This window comes from Flavobacterium sp. W21_SRS_FM3, from assembly GCF_052113625.1.
Taxonomy (GTDB): Bacteria; Bacteroidota; Bacteroidia; order Flavobacteriales; family Flavobacteriaceae; genus Flavobacterium.
Genome location: NZ_JBGQOD010000004.1, coordinates 44,867 through 71,506, shown reverse-complemented (window position 1 = coordinate 71,506; position 26,640 = coordinate 44,867). Strand labels below are relative to the sequence as shown.

The following is a 26,640-nucleotide window of genomic DNA, read 5'->3' as shown; positions in this document are numbered from 1 at the left end:
TATGATTAAAACTAAATTAAATAGCTCGCTCTTTTTAAAATTACTTATTTGTTTTTTTGTTACCCAGATAGGTTTTGCGCAATATACGATACCCGAATTGCCCAAAGTACAGACTTCAGTTTATGATTATGCTAATCTACTGAGTGCTACAGAAAAAAAACAATTAGAAGATAAGTTAATTCACTATTCTGATACAACAACTACACAAATTGTAGTAATTACTATTGAAAGTTTACAAAACGAAGATGTAAGCCAACTTGCCACTAAATGGGGGCATACTTGGGGAATTGGAGGAACTGCAAAAGACGATAATGGAGTCATTATCTTAATCGCTAAGAACGAAAGGAAAATCGCAATCAACCCCGGTTATGGATTGGAAGACCGATTAACTGCTGGAATTGGTGGCGAGATTATTAGAAATATTATTACCCCTGAATTCAAAGCGGGTAGCTATTACAACGGACTAGACAAAGGTACAGATGCCCTATTTGACGTATTTAAAGGCAAATATAAAGGCGAACGTAAAAAGGCCGTACAAGATAATAAATTCCCGATTTTACCTTTTATCATAATTATTATTATCATCCTAGTTCTTATTTCAAAAAACAAAGGTGGCGGTGGTAACTCTGGTAATCGCGGTGGCCGAGGTCCAAATCTACTCGATGTTATTATTTTAAGTAGTCTAGGACGCGGTGGCGGAGGCGGTTTTGGTGGTGGTTCATCAGGAGGCGGATTTGGAGGCGGAGGCGGAGGCTTCGGTGGCGGATTTGGCGGTGGTGGATTCTCTGGAGGAGGCTCTAGCGGAGGCTGGTAAAAAAATAGACAACATAAAAAAAGCTGCTAATTGCAGCTTTTTTTATGCTTATTCATTACTACTTTTTGACTTTATAATACTAATAGCAACCGCTATAGCTACTATCTAAAGCCAACCATTTTTATTAATTATAATTTCAGTCCATGTTGGAAGTACCCTTGATGAACTAAACTAACTCTAAATTATAATAGCAAATTAATGTATCATAAATCGTCCTCTTGAAGGCTTTTCTTTGCCTGCAAATTTTTCGATTTTATAACTCAAAGAAAACATCAGGTAACGCTTTAAAACAATGTTTTCTTCATCAAGTATAGTTGTAGGGTTTATTGTTCTAGTAGCACTCTGATTTTGATTTAAAAGATCATAAACTTTAACTTTTGCTGTTATTTTTTTATCATAGAAACTATAAGCTAAACTACTATTCCATAAATAAAAATCTTTCTTGAAACCATCTGCTATATTTGAATTGTAGGTATAGCCAAAGTCATTTCCAAACACCCAATTTTTAGGCCAGTAGTTAGTGGTTTGAATGTTGAACTTATGCACAACATTTGAAGCGGAGTTCACTAAATAATTAGTGTAATTTGTTTCATTGTAGGTCAAACTATATGTTGGATTAATAGTTAACAACTCGCCATACTCATAAGTAAAGTTTACACGGGGCCCTAATTGAACAGATTTAGCATCAAAAAGGGCTCCATTAGTAATTCCTTTCATTAATGACAAATTAGTAAACATACTTACTCCAAATTTATAAGTACTACCGTCTTTCTTGATAGATTTGTTCCAGTTAGCTCCCATCCAAGAAGTATAAGTACCTGAAACATCTTCAAAACTGATTGTTCTCTTTCGATTAGCATCAAAAGTTGTCGACGATACTATTTGATTGTCATATACATTCCCTCCAAAATAAACACTGTAACCAGAACGCGTAGCATAATCATAGTTTCTATAATTAAAATAAACGTTGTGGTACTTATTAAGTCCTAAATTAGGGTTACCAACATAAGTATTCAATGGATCAGCTAAGTTATTGATAGGCAGTAACTGGCTAGCAGAAGGCAAATCAACATTATAACCATAACTTGACCATATGGATTGCGACTTGCTAATTTTAATGTTCAGTCGCGCATTAGCGTATGGAACAACGTAATTTTTAGTCAAATTAGTTTCATTTCCTAAATACAAGGCTGTATTTTCAAAATTAATTATCGATGGTCCCGCATTCAAATTAAAACTATATTTTTTCTTATCAATACCGAAACCTGCTTTAGGTGTTAAAGTCTTCGCACTAGACTGATAGAGATTGGTTAACAAATCATTACTTACAGAGTACGTACCGGTTGCTTCATTAAAGTCAAATGTCTTCCTGTCATCAGATGATTTTTTCAACTTATAATCCATCCCTATTCTTCCTTTTATTGAATCAGTCAGGGGTTCCGTATATTCAATTTCCCCTTTGTAGGTATCGACTAAATTATTATTATTTTTTTGCTGATTTCTAACATCGGCAGCTTCTCCACTTTTATAAAAGATAGTATTGGAAACTGCAGTAGCATTAGCCTGCTCATTAGAATTATCATTTTCAAAAACAAGGCTAAAAAATCGTCCTTTTTTCTTTAATTTTTTATTGAAATTAATTTCGTTGCTAAAGTTTGTTTTATCACTATCATCAAACGTATTGGATTGACTTTCATTTAATAATTGATTGGACTCGTCCTTAGATGATTCAAAAGAGTCATTGTAGTATTTTCTATTCGAAAAATTAAATTTTGGAGCTACAACTAATGTTGCTGTCGAATCAATTTTATATTCAAATGTAAAATTAATATTGTGTCCCAATCTATCTTCTTTGGTTTTAGCTGTAGATTCTGTTGTGTAATTTCCTGTAGGTAAAAAATTCAACTGCTTGCTTCTATTTAAGTTCTCTGAAGTGGCATTCGTAAAAAAATAACTACCGTTAGAGTCTAAATTCTTAATCCATTCATCGGAATAATTAACTCCAACCATATTTGACTGCGTAATTCCCTTTCCACCACCAAATCGCATGTTTCCTATTCCAAAAGATCCATCTGAACTGTAATAATAAGAAGAGTTCCTACCTCCTCCCATATTGTCAAACACCTCATCCATAGAAAATCCAGTAGAATTGATATTATTAGAAGATGCAAGAACGCTAATTTTTCTTTTATTTTTAAAGTAATTAATCAAAGCACTACTTTCATACCGCTCATCAGTACCATACCCGCCTGTAAATTTTCCAAAGAAACCTTTATTTTTATCCTCATCAATGGTTAAATTGATACTGGCATTATTTGAACTTGCTGCCTGTCCTGCTAACTCTTCCTTTTTGGTTTTGGTGTCTGATATTTGGACTTTATTGATAATATCAGAAGGCAGACTTTGTAACGCTATTTTACCATCCTTATTAAAAAAGGGTTTCCCATTTACTAAAATCTGGTTTACTTCTTTACCGTTAACGGTTATTTTACCGTCAGTATCAATTTCGACTCCAGGTAATTGCTTGAGTAAAGTTTCTACATTAGAATCGGGACGTACTTTAAAAGAAGAGGCATTAAATTCTAAGGTGTCTTTTTTAATTCTGATGGGCGGCGCTTCACTTTTTACAATAACCTCGCCTAATACATTAGCATTTTCTACTAGTTTTAAAGTCCCAAAGTCGGTATCCTCAAGTAGGTTTTTTATTTCTTTTTTAAAGGTTTGGTAGCCCATATAGGAAACCTTTAAAAAAACTGGATTAGAAATGGGTTTAGTAGACATGGTAAAATAACCATTTTTGTCAGTAATCGTATAATCAATTACTGTGGAGTCTTTCACGGAAGTCAAATACACTGTGGCCGCTTCTAGAGGCGTTTGAGTACTACCATCTATTAATTTACCCTTTAGTTTAATACTATTTTGAGCAATTGAAGAAAAACAAATAAAGAAAAGTAAGCAGTAGAGTTTTTTCATAAAAAAATTAGCTGTTATTGATGAAACAATAACAGCTAATTAAGTCATTTTCAGTGAAGGTAAATAATTTGTTATAAAAAATTTAACAAACTATTTCTCTCTAATATAAATATCGATTGGCACTCCAGAAAAGTCCCAATTATCTCTGATTTTATTTTCAAGGTAACGTTTGTAAGGTTCCTTTACATATTGTGGCATGTTAGCAAAAAACACAAACTGAGGTGTAGGTGTAGGCAATTGCATGCAATATTTAATTTTCACATATTTACCTTTAGTTGCAGGTGGCGGATAGGCTTCAATCACTTTCAGCATGTATTCATTGAATTTTGAAGTAGCAATACGTTGTTGTCTACTTTCATATACTTTAACCGTAGCTTCTAAGGCTTTTAACAAACGTTGTTTTGTTAATGCAGATACAAAAAGAATAGGCACATCAGTAAATGGCATTAATTCTTTTCTGATTTTTTCTTCGTAATCTCTGGTAGACATCGTTTCTTTTTCGACTAAATCCCATTTGTTTACTAAGATCACCACACCTTTGCGGTTTTTCTCAGCCAACCAAAAGATACTTTGATCCTGACCTTCAAATCCACGAGTGGCATCAATAATTAGAATACAAATATCAGCATGCTCAATCGCACGTACAGAACGCATTACTGAGTAAAATTCTAAATCTTCCTTTACTTTCGCTTTACGACGAATACCAGCAGTATCTACTAAGTTAAATTCAAATCCAAAACGGTCAAATTTTGTATCAATAGAATCACGAGTTGTACCCGCAATATCAGTTACTATATAACGATCTTTACCAATTAATGCATTGATAAAACTTGATTTTCCAGCATTAGGACGTCCTACAACTGCAAAACGTGGCAAATCAGAAACTTCTTCAACAACTGGTTTCTCTGGGAAAGCAGTAATTAAAGCGTCTAGTAAATCTCCAGTTCCACTACCTGAAATACTTGCAAATGTATAATACTCACCTAAACCTAGGTTGTAAAACTCCACTGCATCTTTTTCACGCATAGCATTATCCACTTTATTCACAGCAAGAAGCACTGGTTTAGTTACTTTACGCAACAATTTAGCCACAGTGTCATCCATAGGAGTGATTCCTTCTTCAACATCTACAACAAAAATGATAACATCAGCCTCATCAATTGCTAGTTCGACTTGTTTACGGATTTCTCCTTCAAAAACGTCGTCAGAACCACGTATGTATCCTCCTGTATCAATTACAGAAAACTCTTTTCCGTTCCACTCGCTTTTACCATAGTTTCTATCACGGGTAACTCCCGAAACAGAATCTACAATAGCTTCTCTTCTTTGTATCAGCCTATTGAAAAGGGTTGATTTCCCCACATTAGGTCTTCCTACTATCGCAACAATGTTATTCATAATTCTATTTTGAAATATTTTGCAAAGGTATGCTTTTTGTTTAAGCTTTTGCTTTAAAGTTTTTAGGAGCTATTTCCTGCTATTCGCTGTATTCCCATTTCATAAAACTACGGCAAAAAAGCCTTGTTTTATTGAACCGGGAGATGCCGCTACTATCAGGGCTAGGCATTTGCGATACTACAACTTCTCGCGTGCACCATACCGCGTGAAGGATAGGAGTGAAAATCCTTTTTAACTGGCTTTATTTTGGCCAGTTAAAAAGATTGTAACGTATAGCCTGATTCGCCGCGGCGAACACGCCCAAAAATTCTTATTGATTGTAACCAAAACGTTTTAGCATATTGGCATTACTTCTCCAGTTTTTATTCACTTTGACATATAATTCAATGTGAATTTGTTTTCCAAAAAACTTTTCTAAATCTTCACGAGCTTCTGTACCTACTTTTTTCAAAGCAGCCCCTTTATGACCTATGATAATTCCTTTTTGAGTTTCGCGCTCTACCATAATCAGGGAACGAATGCGGATGATTTTGTCGTCTTCAAAGAATTCTTCAGTTACGATTTCTACTGCATACGGAATTTCCTTACTATAATTCAATAAGATTTTTTCACGGATAGTCTCGTTAACGAAGAAACGCTCTGGCTTGTCCGTTAATTGATCTTTTGGATAATAAGCAGGCGATTCCGGTAAAAGCGAAATAATTCTTTGGAAAACCTCAGGAACATTAAAGTTTTTTAAAGCAGATATCGGATAAATTTCGGCATTAGGCACTTTGTCAGTCCAAAAAGCGACCTGTTGCTCTAATTGTTCTTGATTAGAATTGTCGATTTTGTTCAACAATAACAATACAGGAATTTTTGAATGAATTATTTTATTAAAGAAAGCTTCGTCTTTTAAGTCCTGCTCCCCTATCTCAACCATATATACTAAAATATCAGCATCTTCAAAAGCTGACTTTACGAAGTTCATCATAGACTCCTGCATTTCGTATGCTGGTTTGATAATTCCAGGAGTATCTGACAAGATCATTTGAAAATCTTCTCCATTAACAATTCCAAGAATTCTATGACGTGTTGTTTGTGCTTTGGATGTAATGATTGATAATCTTTCTCCAACAAAGGCATTCATTAATGTTGACTTACCAACATTAGGATTCCCTATAATATTTACAAAACCTGCTTTATGTGACATTTAATATACAATTTATTGTGCAAAGGTAGTTATATCAAGTCAATAGATAAAATAAAACATTTTTTAAAATTTATGTTGTAAAATGTAGAAATTGGTTGTATCTTTGCACCCGAAACAACGCGGGATAGAGCAGTAGGCAGCTCGTCGGGCTCATAACCCGAAGGTCACAGGTTCGAGTCCTGTTCCCGCTACTAAGTTAATTTTATTGAGATTACAACAAAGAATATGAAACAGCTCTTAGAGCTCATATCCGCCGCGGCGGACACAGGTTCGAGTCCTGTTCCCGCTACTAAGTTAATTTTATTGAGATTACAAACGCACATCGCGGGATAGAGCAGTAGGCAGCTCGTCGGGCTCATAACCCGAAGGTCACAGGTTCGAGTCCTGTTCCCGCTACTGAGAGCAACCCATCAACTTTTTGATGGGTTTTTTCTTTTCTAATACCTTTCTTACCCCCTGTAATTGTTGGAATTACAGCAAAAACTGAGTTGATTTTTTTGGTTAGATATTCTCTATTTTCTGCCCTAATGGACAAACCTTCTGGAAAGACTAATTTTTGAATCCTTATCTTGTTCTCAACATCTCCTCTACCCCAACAATCACTGATATTTTTAATCTTTTCCACTACTTTTTCTACATGAATTTTGTGGTTAGATAATTTTTTCGCGTTCATGTCAATTTGCTCTTCAATAGCCTTTAATTCAGCTTCAAATTGCAAAACATACTTATTATATTTTTCATCACCGAAATTTGGATTTTCAAAATAACGCTTATCCAAATTCTCCACTTTCGTTTCTAAATCTTTTTTCTTCGCCATCAAACTATTCGTTTCTGCCTTCGCCTCAGCATTCATGGCATCAAAGAGCTTATTCAATTGTAATTTAAATGGTTCGATAAATGAACTGCCAAGTGTATAATTTGACAATAAATTCTCAAAACTATCATTTAATCCTTCGTTTATCGACTTATTTGTAGTTGAAGCATTGAAACTAGCATTTTTACACTTTTGACATTTATAGTAATGCTTGTTTTTAATACGAACTTCATAGCTAGTCAACAAACAACCACACTCACATCTCAAAAAACCAGTCAGAGGTCGAAACTCACTAACCGTACTTTTCACGTACTCCTTAACCGCACTTCTCTTATTGCTAGAGAGCATCGCATCAACTAACCAAAAATCCTCCTGACTAACTAAACCCTCCCAATTTCCCTTAATCGGTTCGTCAATTAAAGAATTCACTAATACACCACAGTAAAATGGATTACGCCACATACTACTCAAAGCTTGCTTAGTAATTATTAAGTTCAAAGCCTCCAATTTTTGTTTGATTACAAAATCTCGCTCTCCTCTTAATTTCCATACCCAAGCTTTCTTCAAAACTTCACCTTCGTCATTGATAGTGATAGACTGCGTTTCGTTAAGCAAAGCATAGTTCGTTACTTTCTTCCCTCGCATTGTATAGCCTCTAGGAGCTTTACCAAGCCAATTACCTGCTCTTAGAAGAGCTTTCATCCCAGGAATAGTCTTCTCTAATCTATCCATGTTTTCTCGTCTTGCATCGAGAAGCTTATTGTAAATATCCAATTTACTATATTCATCATTTGTACATAGTCCAGATGACGTTTCAATCAAATGAACACCCAACTTATCAACCAATTCATGTACGATAGTAATAGCACTACCACCTGTACGTGAAAATCTACTGATGAATTTTATTGCTATTGCGAACGGCTTTTGCTTCGCTCCCTTCACCTCATCCAACAACTTCATAAACTCCTTTCTTGTAAAATCACCCGAGGCACTCTCATAAGTACCTCCAAGTATATTTTTCAAAGCATATCCATTCTTATTAGCAAATTCAACTATTTCGCTTCGTTGCTCTTCTAAACTATTATTTACCAACTGTCCTTTAGAGCTAACCCTTGTATAACCCCAAATCTCTTTTATTTCAGCTTTTTCTGTTATTTTTTCTTTCTGAAATTTTTTAAAACTCTCTATTCCCATCTTTTATACTTTTAAATTGTATCCTATTATTGCTAGTTGAAATAAACTTTCTATTATTTCTTTGGCCTCTGATTCTGATATTTCCTCAAAACCTTTAAATTTTCTTAACTCTTCAATTGTTAATCTTGTATTTTCTTCATTTAATCCATCATTGTACATTGTTAAAGCTTCTGCACTTTCTCATTTTTTTATGGCAGGAGATTTATTATTTTGGTCACAGCATACCAAACCCAATCATAAAACCATTATGATTAGAATATCATGACAAACCTAAAATTCTAATTTCTGATTGAAATAAAAACAGGAATGCCCGTAAGAACTGAAAAGTCCTTAGTTGAATGTAATATTTGATTTGCTGAAACCACTTTTTAAGTACAAAGTGGTGAATTTAATGTTATCGTCTTAACAGTAAAAAAACTGCCCTCATGCGGGTTCTGAGTAAACTGTTAAAAAGAGCTGATTTAAGAGTCAGTTTTTGGCTTTATAACAATTACTACAAATGTACGATTTTATTCCCACATATGCAAGTATTTACAATTACAAGCCTCCTATTAAGCTGATTCTAATTGCATTCTGTTGTACAGTTGGTGAACCGTTGAAGCAAGGAATTGATTACCGTATCGAGTCTTAAAGTTTAGTTCGTTGAGGTATTTAGCAATCTCCCTGTAACTCATTCCTCGTTCCTTACAACTTTGAATAACCGAATGAGCTTGTCTGTTCCTATCGTTGTTGATTGCGTTTTCTTTAATAGTGCTGAGTCCTTTGGCTCTGGCTTCATCGTTAAGGTTCTTTGGATTCCCAAGTACAGTTCCCTGTTTCTTAAGTTCCGCAAGCGCAACCTTAGTTCTGGAGCTGATAAGCTTGGCTTCCTGCTCGGCTAGTGCCGAAAAAATATGGATGGTGAAGTTATTGGCTGATGGCATATCAACCGCCAAAAACTCGATTCCCGAATCCATTAAAGAGCTCACAAAGGTCACTTGTCTTGCTAAGCGGTCTAATTTTGCTATGACCAGCACTGCGCCTTCATTTTTTGCCAGTTCAATTGCTTTATGGATTTCGACACGTTCACGCTTATTTGTGCCAGTTTCAATCTCGGTAAAACTCTTTAGGATAATCCCATCCTGTGAGGTCACAAACTTTTCAACTGAACTTTTTTGGGCAGATAATCCTAAACCCGAAACCCCCTGTTCTTTTCGGCTCACTCTGTAATATGCAATGTACTTTTTCATAGCTCAATTATTTAGGTGTAATAAATCTTAGACGACCGTTTGTGATTTATTACATGACAAATGTCCAGGTGTATTTTGGAATATCCTAGAAAAATCCTGGTTTTCCTGGGTTCACAGCTTTTTGAGTCACTTTAGCGCATAAAAAAACGAGGTGGTTAGCCTCGTTCTTTCAATTGCAATAATTTTTGAAACTCTGAAAATTCGTTGTCGGTCAAATCTTCCTTTTTAAAACTAATAGGTAATTTTAGCGGTTCGGATAGCAGAATCCGTTTTAACTGGGAAAGTTTAAGCTTAATTCTCATCGCTTGTGGTGTTCTTACTATTACTGATAAAATCCCAATCTTCTCCGTTTAGTCCTTCTTTCGACATGTAGAACAATCCTGCTTTGTATTTGTCGTAAATACTCACGTCAACTCTGTCGTGGTTAAAATATTCTTGAATATCGGTTACAATCTGCTCATGTAGCTTTTTATTTTCAATGTAAATCACAAAATGATTATGACAGCCTTTTCTGTTGGTGAAGGATTCGGTATTAAAAAACACTCGCAAACCTGTTGGATTACCGTATTTCTCAGTCAAATAATCATAAAGACCGTGCATTTGCTTAAAACAGCTGTTCCTGTTACGTTCTGCTTTATAGGCTACGGTGAAAAAGAAACTCCAGTCCATCTGCCAAAAGATATGTTGCAAACTATCTTTATCTGCCAGACAATCGATGAGATTTCGCATTGATTGGTTTTCCTGCCTTAGGATTTTGTTCTCATCGAACATTATTTCACTGTCAAAATATCTGGCGTGGTCAACTGGAAACAATCGCTTTCCATTTGGTATTTTAGTCTCTGAGAATAAGTCTTCATTTTTTTTGTAAAATCGGTAGATTGTACTTTTGCTTGATTTTGTGCTTATTATAAATTTCTTTAAATTTTCATATTTCATTTTGTTAGTTGGTTAGTATCTCGTTATTGGCAGATACAAGGACTCCATACAAGGGGGTTAGTCAAGCATCTTTACAATAAATACTATCAAACTTTGAAAAGTGTAGCTTTTTGGCACTTTTTTTTCAAAAATATTTTTTTGACTGGATAAATTACTGTTTCAAAGTGGCACACTGTTCAGTGGAATTTTAAAAATTGGTAGATTTTCCTTTACATCATCAATGGTATCGGCTGGTAATAGTACACTTTTTGTCCCACAGGCGGATAACTTGATGAACTAAATCGGGGAATTTAGTAATGAAATAGCCTATACAGGGAGGAGGTGTGGTCGTAAATCTCAATTTGCATTTTTTTTGGGTTCCCTAGTGATTACTGGATAATCTAGGTGCAGAATTTGAGTCTTTGGTACGTTTTACGTATGTATAATGACATTATAAACACCAGAAGCCACTTCGTCTATGGAATGGCTTATTCTTAATTTTGATTGCGGGCACAGATTGCAAATCTAAGCCTATCGTTCACTACTTTATTTTTGCCATTTCCGAGCTATTGGGATTGTAATGATAAGCTGTTATAAGTGACAACGAAATATAAAACTATATCACATAAGTCAACTTTTTACTATATTTACAATATGGAAAAATACTTTACAGCAATATTTGATTTAACAAAACTACCTTCTTTACTTTGCTTAGTAATAGCAATGGCAGGGACTTTTTTCTTTTACTATCCTGAATATGTAATAATCGATATTAATAAAAAATCAGACGTTTACATATATGGATATATAGCCTATTTGGTTTCTATTCCTATTGTACTTATTTCTATAGTCAAATTTGTCTTTAAAAAAATCGGGGACGAGTATAGATATTATTCTGCTAAAAAAGAGATTAGAGAAACTATTCTATCATTAAACGCCAGTGAAAAGAGAGTTTTACGTGAATTTTATATTGAACCCCAATTTAGTTTAGAAATGCCTTTTGATGATTCTACAGTTCTTGGTTTAATTGATAAGAAAATATTATACAATACGTCACCTTATGGTGGTGCTATGTTTCTTAATGGAAATCTATCAAGTTATCAAATAGGGAAATATGCACGTAAATATATTAATCCAATTGTTCATTTGGGTTGTATTCCTATGGATGCAACCGACCAAGAAAAGTATGACCTCTTACAGAACAGACCAAACTGGGGTCGGCCACTATATATAAAAAGTTAAAAAACTACCAATTAACATAATCCTAAAAGTAATCACTAACACAAACAATCCTATAAAAATCATCAATAAACTCGTTAGATTTTTCAAGATTACCCGCTACTAGAAAAGCTTCAGAGAAATCTGAAGCTTTTTTTATTTATATATACTGGAGTTGGTAGAGAACGTATTCAAAAACTAATTACAACTCAATAATACGAAGGGCTCTTATCCGCCGCGGCGGACCACTAGAAAAGCTTCAGAGAAATCTGAGGCTTTTTTTAATATTAGAATAATTCGTAAAAAGTCAGAGACTTTTATTGAATATAAAGTTTTAAGATCAAAAAAATTATACAAAAATGAGGTTTCCTTTGATGAGAATTCTACAGAGATCTTTTTAACAACATTCTCTACAGCAATAAACTTTTGTTTTCGACGCAAAAAAAGAAAAGAAGAAATAAACCAGTCATAAAACTGATTATAATCGAAATCTCTTCTATTTTTGCCAAATGTTAGAAATTCTTTATCAAGACGAATATATAATAGCAATTAATAAACCAAGTGGATTATTGGTTCATAAATCATTTTATGCGCGCGATGCAAAAGTGTATGCTATTCAAGAATTGAGAAATCAAATAGGAGGACAACATGTTTACCCCATTCACCGCTTAGACCGCAAAACATCTGGTGTCTTATTATTTGCGTTGAATAAAGAGGTTTTAAAAATCATGAATGATCGTTTCGCTAATCGTGAAGTCGAAAAAAAATATTTAGCCATTTTACGTGGTTGGTCACCCGAAGAACTAACGATTGATTATGATTTAACGAATGACGATGATATTAAACAAAATGCAGTAACTTACTTTCATTGTTTGCAAAATGCCGAAGTTGAGTTAGCGTTTAACAATCAACCAACGTCACGATATTGTCTAGTAGAAGCAGTTCCTGAAACCGGACGTATGCATCAATTGCGAAAACATTTCAAACATATTTTTCATCCCATTTTAGGCAGCCGTCCTCACGGTTGCAACAAACAAAATAAATTATGGCTGGAGAATTATGAACTAAAAGGAATGATGCTTCACGCACATCAATTAATTTTTAATCATCCAATACATAATGATCAACTAATCGTGAATGCTAAGATTAATGAAGAGTTTAGCAGAGTAGGTACTATTCTTAATCTAAATTTGAGTAAGTACAAATAGAATAATAATTTTGAAATTATTATTCTATCTTGAAATTGAAGATCCGCATGATAAAACATGCTGATAATCCTGAAAAAACCAGTAAGCTTTTTCAATATTTCCAGCTACTAAAACACTTCATAGAAAAATGAGTTTTTTTCTATTTAAGGCAATAAAAACTCAAAAACTACAGTCAATTACCCTTTGTAACTTTTATTTTTTTATTTTCTTTTTAAGCTTATTCAAAGATTTATCATTCAACAATTTCAGCTGTTCAATAGCTAAACCGGCAATTGCCAACGCTCCCTTTTTACTTAAATGAGTATCATCTGATTTTCCTTCTGGATAATAAGCAACTTCTTTTGGTTCAAAGTGCAAATGCAATGCTTTTGATTTTTCAGGGCCATATGAGGTTTCCAATAATTCAGAATAATATTCTAAATCCACAAATAGCACATCGTATTCCTGCGCGACTAAACGGGTTTCTAAAGGATATTCACCATGCGAACTAACTAGTACGCCGTTCTCGTTAAAATTTCGCCTAGCAATTGATGAAAATAAAATAGGTATTGCTCCTTTCTCCCTACTTTCCTTTACAAACTGAATTAAGTTATGACGATACGTTGTATGCGGATTGGTATATCGAGTAGAGTCGGCAATTTTTTCATCATTATGTCCAAATTGGATAAAAACATAATCTCCAGGCTGTAAAACTTTATATACTGCTTCCCATTTTTTCTCAGCAATAAAACTACGCGTGCTCCTACCGTTTACAGCTCGATTATCAATAATTATATCTGAATTAAAAAATAAAGGCAATACTTGTCCCCACCCCGTTTCAGGGTTTTCTTCTGGTTTTATTTTATCGGCCATTGTAGAATCACCAATGGTATAAATCGTTGTTTTCTGTGCAAAACAATTTAATGAAATCAACACTATAACAATAAGAATACGTTTCATAAGATTTAATTTCTTGATTAATCCCCTATTTTACAGCAGTTGGAATTGTTGCTTTATCACCAATTACAACTTCATTAAAACTTACATTTTCAGTATTAGTAAGCGTCAATCCATTTTTGGCTGATTGTATTGTTATATGGTCTAGTTTAATATTTTCTACTTTTTTATTTGGGTAGCCCTCTATAACAATTCCTGTATTAGTGGCTTCGGTAAAACTGATATTCGAAAAAGAAATATCAGAAATTTTAGAAGGAAACAATCCGCCACCTTCACCGTGATAATTGGCAGTGATATAGATACCATCTTCTACTTTTGCAAAGGCAATGTTCGAAAAATAAATATCTTTAATATAACTTCCTCTGTCTGAATTTGTTTTAATGTAAAGTCCCCTTTTTAAATAGCCGCTCGCTTTGGAATTTTCTACATATACATTTCGAACCCCAGCTGACATTTCGCTTCCTATTACCACTGCGTGCAAACCTTTGAATTCACAATTTCTAATGACAATATTTTCTGAAGGCTGGTGTGCATTGCTACGTCCTTCATTATCGCGTCCCGACTTAATTGCAATATTGTCATCTCCATTGTTAAACTTTACGTTCTCTATTAAAATATCGCTGGAATTTTCAGGGTCAATCCCGTCATTATTGTAATTGTGTGCGTTGTATTTCACCCCTCTAATAGTGATGCTTTTACTCTTAAGTAAATGAACACACCAAAAAGGAGCGTCCTCAATTTGGACATCTTCAATAAGTATATTTCTAGAATTGACAAACTGAATCAATTGTGGTCTTAGGTAATGGCCTTCGCCAAATATTCTATTCTCGACAGCTACATTATTATGATTCATATCCCGAGTCAGGAGTTGGTCTTTCTTTTCTAAGGACTTCCATTTATTCCAAGTTTCCTTGGCCTCACCATCAATAATCCCGTTTCCAGTAATAGCCACATTTTCTAAATTATTACCATAGATCATTGGACTATAATTGTATAGCATCGTTCCTTCCCAGCTCGTTAAAACGAGAGGATAATCTTTTGGATTGGATCCAAAACGGATTTTTGCTCCTGCTTCCAAATGCAAATTGACATTACTAACAAAATGAATAGGACCATTAATAGTATAAATCCCTTTTGGGACAATGATGGTACCTCCATTCCTTTTCGCGCAAGCTTTCATCGCTTTATCAAAAGCAATTTTACAATTGGTTACTGAATCTCCTTTGGCCCCATATTTAATAACGGATGTTTTGAAATTGGGAATAACTGGCAACTGAATGCGCTTAACTATTGCCTCAACCTTCTCGTGTGGAAAATTATTTGTTTGAGAAAAGCAGTGCATGGAAACTAACAAAAAAAGGACAACTCTAAACTTCATGTATTTTAGTTTTTATTTCGAAATTGATGCTGTAATAACCTTAGAGAAATAAGCTCCCATAATATTTTGAAGCGTATATTTTTTAGCTTCTGATCTTTTTAATTGATGTGACCAAGGAACTCTTTTAGTAGGTTGAAACCCTTCTCCGGAACATTTATATTCTGCATAAAAAGCCGTTCTTTCAGCTTCTGGTTTAGACCAGTTATGCCATCCTTCTGATTTGATATGTTTTCCCATTTCGCAATTTATAAAAACTGTTTTTGCATAAATACGCCAAGGTCTTCCCAGATAAACCTCATCTACACCTTCACTAGCTATGAGTTTACAATTTTTAAACACATAACCAAAAGAAGTATTTTGAGGTGTTGAAGCCGCAGTTATATAAGAGTTTTTTTTGCTATTTATAATGCAATTCTCGAACAAAACAGTGGCGTCTCCAAAAATAAAATCGGTAGTTCCTTCAATATAACAATCTTTAAAATAATTCTTAGTTCCTTCTCCAGAAGTGTAAAGCGTATCTTGATTTCCCAAAAGCGAACAATTGGTAATTACCACACGATTTGCATTTACATTTAATGCTACGGCTTGACCTACTTCACCAGAAGAATTTTGAATGGTTAAGTTTTTAGCAAAAAAATCATTCCCTTCGACTAAAACAGTATACGTATGAAAAGTACTGTTTCTACCGATATTGATTTTATTAAAATAATCATCATAAGTAATAATCGTTTTCTCACGGCTTTCTCCAATCAATGAAATTTTTGGGTTCCAAGAATGAATTTTAACCTTCTCATAATAAACCCCGTTTTTCACAAGAATGGTAATTCTGTCATCTGGAAATGCTTTTGCAGCATTTACCGCATCTTGAATTTTAGTAAAATCACCCGTACCGTCTTGAGCAACAATTATATTAAAATCGTCTTTTGGCTTTTTAGTTTCTAATTTTTCAGCCCTATTAATCCCGATGAGATTTTTTTTTTCCACCTATCGTATGCTTTCAAAACCTCTTTTGGCTCATTTGTATACCAAGCGTATCCGTTTCTACGTTCGTCACCTATTTCAGATAGTGCATATTTCTTGATACCATCTCTATCAGAGAAAAATGGCTTGTTGTCATCTAGTTCCATAAAGCGCGCCCATATAGCAGGTGCATTAGCATCTGGCACCATTTTCTTGTCAATTATTTTACCTTCTGCATTCAAGATTCGATCTTCTCGTAAGCCTGTTATTTTTACTTTTTCAAACCAAGCAACTGCGCTATTCACAGCGGTAATTACTTCTTTAGAAGGGTTTTCTAGCGACATTAACAGCAAAACTATTTTCGCAGATTCTTTTCCGCTCAATGAAGGCAGTTCATAGGCACGAGCTTTTGCTGGCAATAATGTGTTTTCATCGTGTTGCGCACACCAACTAGTTAACACTCCGTTTTGTTTGTATTGCGTTTTTATAATACAATCAATCCCCTTATTAAAAGCTATTTCAATTTTTTTAATCGTTTCATCAGAAGCCTTTATCGAAAAATAATCTGTTTTGTCTTTAATTTTTTCCAGCACATTCATGATATTGACCATCGAATCATCATTATAGGTAATATGTGTGTAATACCCTTTTTTCAATGGATAAAATTGCGGCCAACCTCCATTATCGTATTGCGCTTCTAAAATATAATCTAATCCAGCTAGAAAGGCCTTTTTATATCTTTCGTCCGGAACTTGTCTGTACATTTTTGACAAAAAAACCATTTCTTGATAGGTGGCTCCATTATCAGTAGTGATATTATGCATATCGCTTTTTAGTGCCCATAATTCCTTTTTTTCTTCAGCTGACAATTGTTTTTGCATTTGAATGTTCTTTGGCCAGCCTCCAATATTGCGTTGGTAAAGCAACACATTTTCGGCAATAGCTTTGGCTTCCGCAGAAGCAAACCATTTGCCTTCGGGCATTTCAGTAATGCTTTTCCATGATTTATCATGCACTTGAGCAAATGTATTAACTGCTAAAAAAACAAGTAGCACCGCGCTCCATTTTTGAAATTTTTTCATTTTATATTGTATTAATTAGTAACTCTAAACCAGTCTATTAAAACATTCCCTGCGTCATTTGTTACTCCATTTCGAAGTGCCAAAAAACCTATTTTTGCGCCAATCCATTTTCCTTCTCTAGCTGTAAAACTAGAACCAATGGATTTGAATTTTTCTCCGTCGTCACTATAATAAAAATCACATGTTCCGCCCGTGCTTATTTTTACCCGCAAATAAAAGCTATTACTCACTAATTTGTATTTGCCATTCTCTGTTTCTACGCCTTTTTTATCTGCATTCTTACAGACAACTTGAGATACATAGAGTGAACCATTTGATCGTTTGACTTTTAAATAACTATAATCTAAGCCCATAACCAAAAGTCCCGTTTGTTCTTCATCAAAACGAGCATTGAAAGTCATTTTGGTCGTTGCTGTAAATTCCTCTGCAGGAAATTTTTGCAATAGTAAATTACCAACATCAAATAAGTTGGATGCTTCATTTGGCATAGGTTGGCAATACATTGTATAATACCCCATAGTGGAGGGAAAACCCCAGTACACTTTTGGATTGGCATGCCACTGCCATTGCAAACCTAAGGTCGGCATATTAAATTCATCTGAATCAGCCGCGGTTACTATTGGATATGATTTTCCAACATTTGGCTTTTTATAAGCCTTAACCGGCTCCCCTATTCCATCTCCATCTTTATCAGTTCCTATAACCGGCCAATTGTTTATCCATTTTAGGGGTTGCAAATGCACAACCCGACCATAAGCGCCTTTATCTTGAAAATGAAAAAACCAATCTTCACCCGTTTGTGTTTGTACCCAAGCCCCTTGGTGCGGACCATTAATTGTCGTTTTACCTTGATCTAGTACTTTTCTTTTTTCATATGGACCATAAATATTTTTAGCTCTTAATACCGTTTGCCATCCTGTAGGCACACCTCCTGCTGGTGCAAAAACATAATAATATCCGTTACGCTTGTATAATTTAGGGCCTTCAATAGTTGATTCACCTTCGTGGCCATCAATAATAATAGCATCATCATTATTAGCTACAGTTCCCTCTGCATTCATACTACAAATCGCTAGCAGACTTTTGATACCCGCTCTACTTCCTGCGAATGCATACGCCAAATACACTTGCCCATCGTCATCCCATAAAGGTGAGGGATCAATTAACCCTTTCCCTTCTTTTACTAGTATTGGTTTTGACCAAATTCCTCTTGGATCTTTGGCTTTGACCATATAAATTCCATAATCCGGATCAGGATAGTATATATAGAATTCATTATTATGATACCGTATACAAGGCGCCCAAACTCCATTCCCATGTCCTGGTTTATCATAGACCTCAAAGGGAGGCTGCTTTTGCAGAGCATAATTAACCAATTCCCAGTTGACCATATCTTTAGAATGAAGAATTGGCAAACCTGGAATACAATTAAATGAGGAAGCAGTCATATAATAATCATCTCCAAATCGTATTACATCTGGATCAGAATAATCAGCATGTAAAATGGGGTTTTTATAGGTCCCATCTCCGTTATCAGCAACCCACGCTTTTGAAAAGCCATTATTACTATTTGTTTGAGCGGTCAGAAAGTGGCTACCCAAAAATAATAATACAATGACGTTCAAAAATCTCATGCTAGCTGTTTTAATTTATCTGTTTAATTCTAAAGCCGCTAATATAAAAGGCCCCGTAGCTTTAGGATCGTTGTCTTGTTTTCGTTCATTTACATAATATTCATAAGAGCCGTCTCTATAGGGATTTCCTCCTAGTCCAGCAACTGCGCAAGCTTGTGTGATGGTAACTTCACCATCAACATCCACTTTTATCAATTTACTGGTTAAGCCATCAAAAGCCTTATTGGCCACAGCTTTAAATTTTGAAGGTAAATACCCTTTGTTTGCCCCTTTTGCGAAAGCATAAGCAAACATAGAACTACCTGAAGCTTCCAAATAATTCCCACCAACAGAACCTTTATCAGTAACTTGATACCACAAGCCCGATTGATCTTGAAATTTAACTAAGCTCTCTGCAACAGCATTCAAATACCCAACCAATTCTTTATGCTTTGGGTGGTCCTTTGGGAAATAATCCAAAACATCTACTAAAGCCATAGCATACCAACCGATGGATCTTGACCAAAAATTGGGAGATGTGCCTGTTTGCGCATTCGCCCAAGCCATTTGTTTGCTTTCATCCCATCCGTGGTACAATAAACCTGTTTTTTTATCAGTAGCGTGCAATTGAATTAATTCAAATTGATGGGCGATATCATCTAGATTTTTTCCGTTTTCAAAAGTAGTTGTGTATTGGGCATAGAATGGTTCTCCCATATACAATCCGTCTAACCACATTTGGTTAGGATATACTTTTTTGTGCCAGAAACCACCACTGTTTGTCCTAGGTTGTTCATCTAATTGTTTTCTCAGTGTTTGCATTGCCTCTAAGTAACGAGGCTCTTTAGTTTGCTCATATAAATTGAAAAGTAAACGACCCGCAACTACCATATCAATGTTGTAATTTTGAATTTTGTAGGTTGCTATAGTCCCTTTTTCATCAATTAAAATATCTGCATAACTCTTGATATAATTGTAATAAAGAGGATTCTTTTTCTGTTTGTACAGTTCTTCAAAAGAAGTTAAAACCAGACCGTGAACATAATCCCATTTAGGCTCCTTTTGACCATCAATTTGAAAGGACTCTGGATGACGTTTCATAATAGACAACGCCATACGCTCAGACCATTTCTTTTCTTTTGAAATTGTTGAAGTAGCCTTTGTAGGTTCCTGAGAAATCATTTTACAGCTTGTAAAACTAATAGTGACAATGAATATCATTGTAGCAAAAAAGCTTTGTCTCCTAGTTTGTATCATTTTAAATATTTTTAATTTTCTATTTATCCAATGCTATCGCGCTTAGTATAAAAGCAGCCAAAGCCACTGAGCTATTATCCTTTGGCTTGCCTTTGAGGTAATATGCATTAGATCCATCTCGAAATGGAGTGCCTCCAAGCCCTACATTTGGCGATACATTAGCGATGTTTACTGTACCGTTATCATTAATTTTTATAAATTCTGTTATAAAGCTAGAAAAGGACTTTTGAGCCTGCTTCTTAAATTTTCCTGGCAAATACCCTTGGTTACTTCCTTTTGCAAAAGCATATATAATCATTGCTGATGCTGAAGATTCTTGATAATTCCCTTTTAGCAAAGGCTGATCAGTAATTTGATACCATAAACCTGTAGCTGTTTTATACTGCAATAAAGTCGCGGCCATTTCATTTAAATAACCCACTAATATTTTCTTTTTAGGATGCTTGTCTGGATAATAATCCAAAACATCTACCAATGCCATCATATACCAACCTATGCCTCTAGACCATATCGTTGGGGAAGTTCCTCTTAATGGATCTGCCCACGCAATTTGCTTGCTTTCATCCCAAGCATGAAATAATAATCCCGTTTTTTTGTCTATCATGTTCTTATGAATGATCTCAAACTGTCTAGCAACATCATTCAAAGATTCCCCATTTTCATATTCTACAGTGTACCTCGCATAAAAGGGTTCGGCCATGTACACTCCATCTAACCACATTTGATTAGGATATATTTCTTTGTGCCAAAAACCACCACTCTCTGTTCGCGGTTGCTGTACAAGTTGGCTTCGTAAATGCATCAGTGCTGTACGATACCGTTCATCATTTGTTAACTTGAACAGGTCGAATAATACTTTCGCTGGATTAATAAAATCTATATTGTATTCTTTGTCGTTATAGGTTCTTATTGTGCCTGAGCTATCGATCATTTCCTCGGCATATTCTTTAATATAATTGAAGTAAATAGTATCATTTGTCTTTTGAAATAAACGCTCGAATGACTGCAATACAAAACCTAATTTATAATCCCATTTTGGTTTATCATTTCCATCAATTTGCCATGCCTTTGGATATGATTTAAGGATGGACATAGCTATCTTCTCTGACCATTTTAGTTTTTCTGAAATTGGTAATTGTCCTACAGCTTTGTATGTACAAAACAGCAATGTTATAATGACAATTTTTAAAAAATGGCGTTTAATAGAAAGCATACTTTGCATCTAGAATTACAATTTATTTTTAGCGTTTAGCTGTTCTAATTTTGCATTTAGATAAGTAACAAACTCCTCTTGAGATTGAATTCCGCTTTTCTCTTGTTCCCAAGCTCCCAAGAAATAAAAGGAAACTTTGGACGTAGTGGGTTTGAAAATTAAAAGATGATCAAATTCTGCATCAACAAAATTTTCGATAGTATTCGTTTCATAAAAGATAGCCATTCCTAATTTATCTGGAACTAATGATTGCGTCCCGTAGGTAGCAATGTAAGCCCATTTTTTATTATGGCTTACTTTCTTAAGCAGTTCTGTGTTTTTTTGCTTTACAATTCCGGTACAAATTCCCTCAATTGCTTTTGAAGTTTGAATAGTATGTTGGGTATACCTCTGATCGGGTTTAATCGTTAATTCTGACGTAAAATTGATTTTATCTGAAGCGGTTTTCCAGCCTGTATAATCGACTTTCACAATGGATTTATCTGTCGAGTTTTTAACTGTTGCTACTGTAGCATCCACCTCATAAAAGTGCAACCTTTCTTTATTTAAATAACGATCGATCGAGCCAATCCCGATTCCTTTTCCAGCTTTTAGAATATCAGCACCCCAGTCACTCATTTCATGATAGGAGTCAAAACCGTCTTGACCTACAGTTGGCAAAACCATTTCCTCGGTTTTTTTTCCATAGATATCAATCGCATTTCTCCAGTCTAAGTAAAGACGGTATCCTACTTTATTACTCTCCCATCCTGGTCCTTCATATCGAATATCAAAAGAATGATCTGTATGTTCAGGAGCTAATTTAAGTTTTTCAACATTTTTAAATGTTCCCCCAATGTATTTACGTCCTTCCCAAGATCCACCTTCTTTAACTGAAATTTCAGCGTAGGATTTCGCGGTTTTTACATTGTATTCATGTTGCGCCTTACAGCTGGAAAGCCCCAGTAGTACTATTGCCGATAGAGAGATTATTGTTTTCATTTAATTCAAAATTATTTAAAAATTGTATTTAAAAATTGCGTCGTATAGTCGACTGTTTGATCAAACCAGGGATCAAAAAGCCAGAAAGAATGAGGCGATTTATTAATTTGTCTTAGCTCACTGTAAATTCCAAAGGCATTCAATTGCTTTATCAAATCATCTCTACCTGCATGAAAGCGCTCCATATCACTATTGATAAATAATATGGGGGGATTGTTTTTATTAACATGGTTCAGAGCTGAAGCTGCTTCCCATTGCTGCGGATTTTCACTATAATCACCATTTAACCATAAACTTGCTACTGTTCCTTCCTGAGACTGCGGATGTTTAAAAGCTAAGATGCCATCCATATCAATTACCGCCTGCACATCAGTTGTTGATTTATAGGTTTTATCTTTTTCTTCAAAAAGTGTATTCCCATTCGTAGTTCCAACTAAAGCTGCGATTTGTCCGCCTGAGGAACAGCCTAAAACAGCCACTCTAGTCGTATCTACATTAAATTTAGCCCCATTGCTTTTCACAAATTGGATGGCACTTTTTACATCATATACTGCAGCTGGGTACGTTGCTTCAGGTGACAATCGATATTCGATGGAGAAACAATTATACCCTCTTGACGCGATCTCTACTGCCATAGGTTCCATATGCGATTTATCTCCAGATTTCCAGCCTCCCCCATGAACTAGAATTACAGCTGGTTGCACTTCTTTTGACTGATAACAGTAACTATCTAACTGCAATGATCGATTCCCAATCTTTTTATAAACAATACCTTTATGTTCAACTACATTACTTTTAGTCTTCTTCTTAACGACTTGAATGAATGGATATTTCTTTATCTCTTTAGCATATGTACTAGCGACGGTATAACTAGTGTCTCTTTCCACGCCCTTTTGTGAAAACACAGGAAAACTAATTAGCGCTATTAATAGATATATCATTTTTTTCACCTCAACCCTTTTTTAAAAAAAGGGACTCAAAAGTTTTCAAGTCCCTTTTCAACCACTCAAACATTTATTATAAATTACTCATCTTAATTTCCCCAAATTCTATAAAAACAAAACCTTCGTTAATCATTAGAATAAGTGATACAGTAATGTTTTAATAAATTTCAAAATTTATATTTAATCTTTAGGATTCGCTACCAGAACTCCGTTAATGCGTGTGTTAATAAAATTAAGGTTCGAAATATTTTCAACAGAATAAGGACTATCTACCTTATCGATAACAACATCTTTTAAAGTAACATTTTCAATTGGTGATTCTTTATAACCTTTGGCCAAAACACCATACTGTCCACCATTTTTAACTTTGATATTTTCTAAAAAGATATTTCTTACTTGAGGAATAAATTTCCCTGTTTGATTACCATATACATCATAAAACATATTGATTCTTAGTACCGCTTCCTTTACTCTTCCTATTTCTAAGTTTCTAACATAAACATTTTCGACCAAACCACCTCTTCTAGAATTTGTTTTAATGCGAATGGCCCTGTCTAAATTAGGACTATCCATAATACAATTCTCTACAAAAACATTGCTCACACCTGCGGTCATTTCGCTACCAATAACTACTCCACCATGTCCATCAATCATTTTACAGTTTTGAACTATGATATTTTCACTTTGTATAGCAACACGTCTTCCATCAGCATCTTTACCCGCTTTAATAGCGATACAGTCATCTCCAGTATTGAATGTACAATTTTTTATAATGACATTTTTTGAATATTCTGGGTCACATCCATCATTATTGGGACCATGACTCTGAACTGTAACACCATCCACAATAATATTAGTAGATCTAAAAGGATGTATCACCCAAGAAGGTGCATTAACAATTTTAACTCCTTTTACAAGAACAGTTGAACATTCAAAAAATTCTATAAAATTAGGTCTGATATAAGAACCTTCACCAAATATTCTTTCTGAAACAGGAATGCCTTTTTCAGCAGATTCCACTAAACGAATTCTGTTTAAAACATCATTTTGATTATTTCTTCCTTCTACCCAGCCATAATTTTTGCTACCACTCCAGTACCACCAATTATCATTAGTCGCCTGACCGTTCAAAGTTCCCGATCCTGTAATAGCAATATTTTTTTTGTTATTAGCATAAATTAGCGGTGAATGGTTCATTAATTCGGTCCCCTCAAAAGAGGTGTTAACAAGTGGATAGTCAGTTGACTTCGTACTAAAAAGGATTTCACAACCGCTTTCTAAATGAAGGTTAACGTTATCTTCTAGATTAATAGGACCAGTGAAATATTGTCCTGAAGGAACAACTACTTTTCCTCCTCCATTTTTAGAACAAAATTCGATTGCTTTTTTGAATGCCTCCGTATTATCAAAAACACCTCCTGCTTTAGCTCCAAAATCAGCTACGTTGTAGCTTTTATTTTTAAAAACAGGCTCTTTCACTGTTTCTATAATTTGCTGCATTTTCTTCCATGGATCTATTTCTACCGTACTGTTTTGCTTAACCCCACATGAAAAAAGCAACAATGAACTTACGAATGAAACAGCTACAAATTTCCCTAATTTTTTCATTGATATAATTTTAAGACGCAATTTAAATTTTATTTAATCAGAAATACAATGGTTCGTACACACCCACTTTACAATCACTTAACCACCATCAAGACAAAACTTTCAAATTAATGCAATCGATTACACAAACTTAAATATATTTATCTAAATAAACAAAGAAAAGCCACAAAAAAAGGAATTACCGCATTCAAAATTTTAATTATATTTCTTAGTATTCAAAAGCCCCTAAATCTGGTGCACTTCCTTTGAAAGCTAGACCTACATCAACCCCTTTATCAATCATTTTACTATCGGCATTAAGATAAAAGAAATTAATATCAGGTAAACTTCCGTCTGCTTTTCGTGCAGCTAATAACTGTTGGAAATCTAAACTTTTAAAATCAGCCGCAGTAACTACGAGTCCGTTTTGCCAACTATTATTAGTAACATCAAGCAGAGTAGCATTTGTACTTCCAAAGCTTCCTAGTACATTACTGTTTATAATTATAAGCTGTGCCAAAGGATTAGTATTGCTAAAAGAATAATTTACGCCATTAGAATAGGCAGAACAATTATAAATCGTAACTACACCCCGATTACTATTGTGATCAAAGCCGTCAGCTACATTACCCACAGCAACACAATTTGTATAGGTCGCATTGTGTTTAAGAAGTTTATCATCACTTCCCCCTGTTTTGAAACCATTACCATCACCGGCACCTTTTACACCCGTTTTCAAATAGCCATTTTTAACTGCCCAGCAATTTTGATACGTAGTTGTTATATTATCTGTACCTCTCAAATAACCATCCCAGCCATCATCTAGATTTTGCCATGCTCTACAGCCTACAAATTTATTGCCAGTACCTGCATTTAATTTACAAGCAAATCCATCCGCATTTTCTAAAGCAGCATCCGCATTAAAATAAGAATCACAATTTAATATCGTATTATTGGACGCGCCATTATCTATTTGGAGTCCAGTATCTTTACATTCTGAGAAAGTGCAGAATTCGATAACATTGTTATTTCCTTTAATTTGCAGTCCATTATCCCCTGCTTTGTAAATGTCAATTCCTTTTATGTACCAATAATTAGCAGAAAGAACAATTCCCTGATTTGATCCATTTTCAGCCATAGCAGAGAAATCCAGTATAGGTCTACTTGAGTTTGTTAATCCTATTAAACTTATTTTGTTATTGGCAGTACCTGAAACACTTAATACAATTTTACTACTCATGGTATACGTCCCGCCATTCAGAGCAATTGTCTCTCCTGCTTTAACTTTGGCCAAAGCCACTAAAAGCTCAGCCGAGTTAGAAACGGTATAGTCAAAAGTTTGACCATTACTAAAGCTAGAAATTGTAATCTCTTTTGTAGCAGTAACGGTGTTTTTATCAGCAGCTGTTGCAGTAATTATGATTTTACCGTTTTTCTTAGCAGTAAGTAATCCTGAAGAAGAAATTTCAGCAATAGTTGTATCGGAGGATTTCCACGATACCGTTTTATTTGTAGCATTAGATGGCAAAGTTTCAGCCGTAATTTGACCCGTATTTCCCGTTGTAATATTAGAACCAGACAGTGTGATTGTTTTTACATAAACCACTGTATCGACTGCAGCCTCTTCTTTCGAACAAGAAAAAAGACTTAACATGAGCAACATATATAATATCTTCACCTTTGACCTTTTTAATAATTTTTCTTTGAATCAAATTAAAAATCTAACTTTAAAAA

21 protein-coding genes and 2 tRNA genes are annotated in these 26,640 nt (G+C 34.7%); 5 read left to right on the top strand and 18 right to left on the bottom strand.

Going from position 1 to position 26,640, the window contains the following annotated elements; all coding sequences use genetic code 11:
- The first annotated feature begins 1 nt into the window (after position 1).
- On the top strand, positions 2 to 814 hold the full coding sequence (locus ACEN2K_RS08260) for a TPM domain-containing protein (RefSeq protein ID WP_441758859.1): 813 nt from the start codon (positions 2 to 4) through the stop codon (positions 812 to 814).
- 195 nt (positions 815 to 1,009) lie between these two features.
- Here ACEN2K_RS08260 and ACEN2K_RS08255 read toward each other — a convergent pair whose 3' ends face one another.
- From ACEN2K_RS08255 to era, 3 genes are all read right to left on the bottom strand, one after another.
- Entirely contained in the window at positions 1,010 to 3,787 is a 2,778-nt protein-coding gene (locus ACEN2K_RS08255; RefSeq protein ID WP_441758858.1) for an outer membrane beta-barrel protein, read from the bottom strand.
- Between the two features lie 90 nt (positions 3,788 to 3,877).
- Positions 3,878 to 5,185, bottom strand: coding sequence for a ribosome biogenesis GTPase Der (der, locus tag ACEN2K_RS08250; RefSeq protein WP_441758857.1), 1,308 nt, complete (start codon positions 5,183 to 5,185; stop codon positions 3,878 to 3,880).
- A gap of 310 nt (positions 5,186 to 5,495) precedes the next feature.
- Complete coding sequence (gene era, locus ACEN2K_RS08245; RefSeq protein WP_441758856.1) at positions 5,496 to 6,377, bottom strand: GTPase Era; 882 nt, start codon at positions 6,375 to 6,377, stop codon at positions 5,496 to 5,498.
- A gap of 118 nt (positions 6,378 to 6,495) precedes the next feature.
- Between era and ACEN2K_RS08240 the strand changes: the two genes are divergently transcribed.
- Positions 6,496 to 6,568 (top strand) — tRNA-Met (locus tag ACEN2K_RS08240).
- Between the two features lie 132 nt (positions 6,569 to 6,700).
- A tRNA-Met gene (locus tag ACEN2K_RS08235) sits at positions 6,701 to 6,773 on the top strand.
- Here the strand turns inward: ACEN2K_RS08235 and ACEN2K_RS08230 are convergent.
- The 4 genes from ACEN2K_RS08230 to ACEN2K_RS08215 form a co-directional block, all read right to left on the bottom strand.
- Positions 6,733 to 8,385, bottom strand: coding sequence for a recombinase family protein (locus tag ACEN2K_RS08230; RefSeq protein WP_441759014.1), 1,653 nt, complete (start codon positions 8,383 to 8,385; stop codon positions 6,733 to 6,735). The genes ACEN2K_RS08235 and ACEN2K_RS08230 overlap by 41 nt on opposite strands.
- 3 nt (positions 8,386 to 8,388) lie before the next feature.
- Positions 8,389 to 8,544 carry a hypothetical protein gene (locus tag ACEN2K_RS08225; protein WP_441758855.1) on the bottom strand — a complete coding sequence of 52 codons (156 nt, stop codon included), beginning with the start codon at positions 8,542 to 8,544 and terminating at the stop codon, positions 8,389 to 8,391.
- A 392-nt stretch (positions 8,545 to 8,936) separates the two neighbouring features.
- Positions 8,937 to 9,614 (bottom strand): recombinase family protein, encoded by a 678-nt coding sequence (locus ACEN2K_RS08220; RefSeq protein ID WP_441758854.1) that lies wholly within the window; start codon positions 9,612 to 9,614, stop codon positions 8,937 to 8,939.
- 291 nt (positions 9,615 to 9,905) lie between these two features.
- Positions 9,906 to 10,550: a hypothetical protein gene (locus ACEN2K_RS08215; protein WP_441758853.1), complete on the bottom strand. Its 645-nt coding sequence runs from the start codon at positions 10,548 to 10,550 to the stop codon at positions 9,906 to 9,908.
- Positions 10,551 to 11,126: 576 nt separating this feature from the next.
- On the opposite strand from ACEN2K_RS08215, the gene ACEN2K_RS08210 reads away from it, so the two are divergent.
- Positions 11,127 to 11,771, top strand: a complete 645-nt coding sequence (locus ACEN2K_RS08210; protein WP_441758852.1) for a super-infection exclusion protein B — start codon at positions 11,127 to 11,129, stop codon at positions 11,769 to 11,771.
- Between the two features lie 485 nt (positions 11,772 to 12,256).
- A complete protein-coding gene (locus tag ACEN2K_RS08205; RefSeq protein WP_441758851.1) occupies positions 12,257 to 12,955 on the top strand; it encodes a pseudouridine synthase in 699 nt (232 codons plus the stop codon).
- A 192-nt stretch (positions 12,956 to 13,147) separates the two neighbouring features.
- Here the strand turns inward: ACEN2K_RS08205 and ACEN2K_RS08200 are convergent, their stop codons facing one another.
- The 11 genes from ACEN2K_RS08200 to ACEN2K_RS08150 all read right to left on the bottom strand — a co-directional run bounded on the left by ACEN2K_RS08200 (position 13,148) and on the right by ACEN2K_RS08150 (position 26,584).
- Positions 13,148 to 13,894, bottom strand: a complete 747-nt coding sequence (locus tag ACEN2K_RS08200) for a rhamnogalacturonan acetylesterase (protein ID WP_441758850.1) — start codon at positions 13,892 to 13,894, stop codon at positions 13,148 to 13,150.
- 25 nt (positions 13,895 to 13,919) lie between these two features.
- Entirely contained in the window at positions 13,920 to 15,269 is a 1,350-nt protein-coding gene (locus ACEN2K_RS08195) for a glycoside hydrolase family 28 protein (RefSeq protein ID WP_441758849.1), read from the bottom strand.
- Positions 15,270 to 15,281: 12 nt separating this feature from the next.
- Positions 15,282 to 16,253, bottom strand: coding sequence for a pectinesterase family protein (locus ACEN2K_RS08190; protein ID WP_441758848.1), 972 nt, complete (start codon positions 16,251 to 16,253; stop codon positions 15,282 to 15,284).
- Positions 16,208 to 17,311 (bottom strand): pectate lyase, encoded by a 1,104-nt coding sequence (pelA, locus tag ACEN2K_RS08185; protein WP_441758847.1) that lies wholly within the window; start codon positions 17,309 to 17,311, stop codon positions 16,208 to 16,210. The genes ACEN2K_RS08190 and pelA overlap by 46 nt, the downstream gene beginning before the upstream one ends.
- A gap of 11 nt (positions 17,312 to 17,322) precedes the next feature.
- Entirely contained in the window at positions 17,323 to 18,945 is a 1,623-nt protein-coding gene (locus ACEN2K_RS08180) for a glycoside hydrolase family 43 protein (RefSeq protein WP_441758846.1), read from the bottom strand.
- A gap of 15 nt (positions 18,946 to 18,960) precedes the next feature.
- Positions 18,961 to 20,181 carry a glycoside hydrolase family 88/105 protein gene (locus ACEN2K_RS08175; RefSeq protein ID WP_441758845.1) on the bottom strand — a complete coding sequence of 407 codons (1,221 nt, stop codon included), beginning with the start codon at positions 20,179 to 20,181 and terminating at the stop codon, positions 18,961 to 18,963.
- A 19-nt stretch (positions 20,182 to 20,200) separates the two neighbouring features.
- Entirely contained in the window at positions 20,201 to 21,403 is a 1,203-nt protein-coding gene (locus ACEN2K_RS08170; RefSeq protein ID WP_441758844.1) for a glycoside hydrolase family 88/105 protein, read from the bottom strand.
- Between the two features lie 6 nt (positions 21,404 to 21,409).
- Positions 21,410 to 22,375 (bottom strand): DUF4861 family protein, encoded by a 966-nt coding sequence (locus ACEN2K_RS08165; RefSeq protein ID WP_441758843.1) that lies wholly within the window; start codon positions 22,373 to 22,375, stop codon positions 21,410 to 21,412.
- Between the two features lie 11 nt (positions 22,376 to 22,386).
- Entirely contained in the window at positions 22,387 to 23,316 is a 930-nt protein-coding gene (locus ACEN2K_RS08160; RefSeq protein ID WP_441759013.1) for an alpha/beta hydrolase fold domain-containing protein, read from the bottom strand.
- 183 nt (positions 23,317 to 23,499) lie between these two features.
- Entirely contained in the window at positions 23,500 to 24,927 is a 1,428-nt protein-coding gene (locus tag ACEN2K_RS08155) for a glycoside hydrolase family 28 protein (protein ID WP_441758842.1), read from the bottom strand.
- A gap of 208 nt (positions 24,928 to 25,135) precedes the next feature.
- Entirely contained in the window at positions 25,136 to 26,584 is a 1,449-nt protein-coding gene (locus ACEN2K_RS08150; protein ID WP_441758841.1) for a right-handed parallel beta-helix repeat-containing protein, read from the bottom strand.
- Between the last annotated feature and the right edge of the window lie 56 nt (positions 26,585 to 26,640).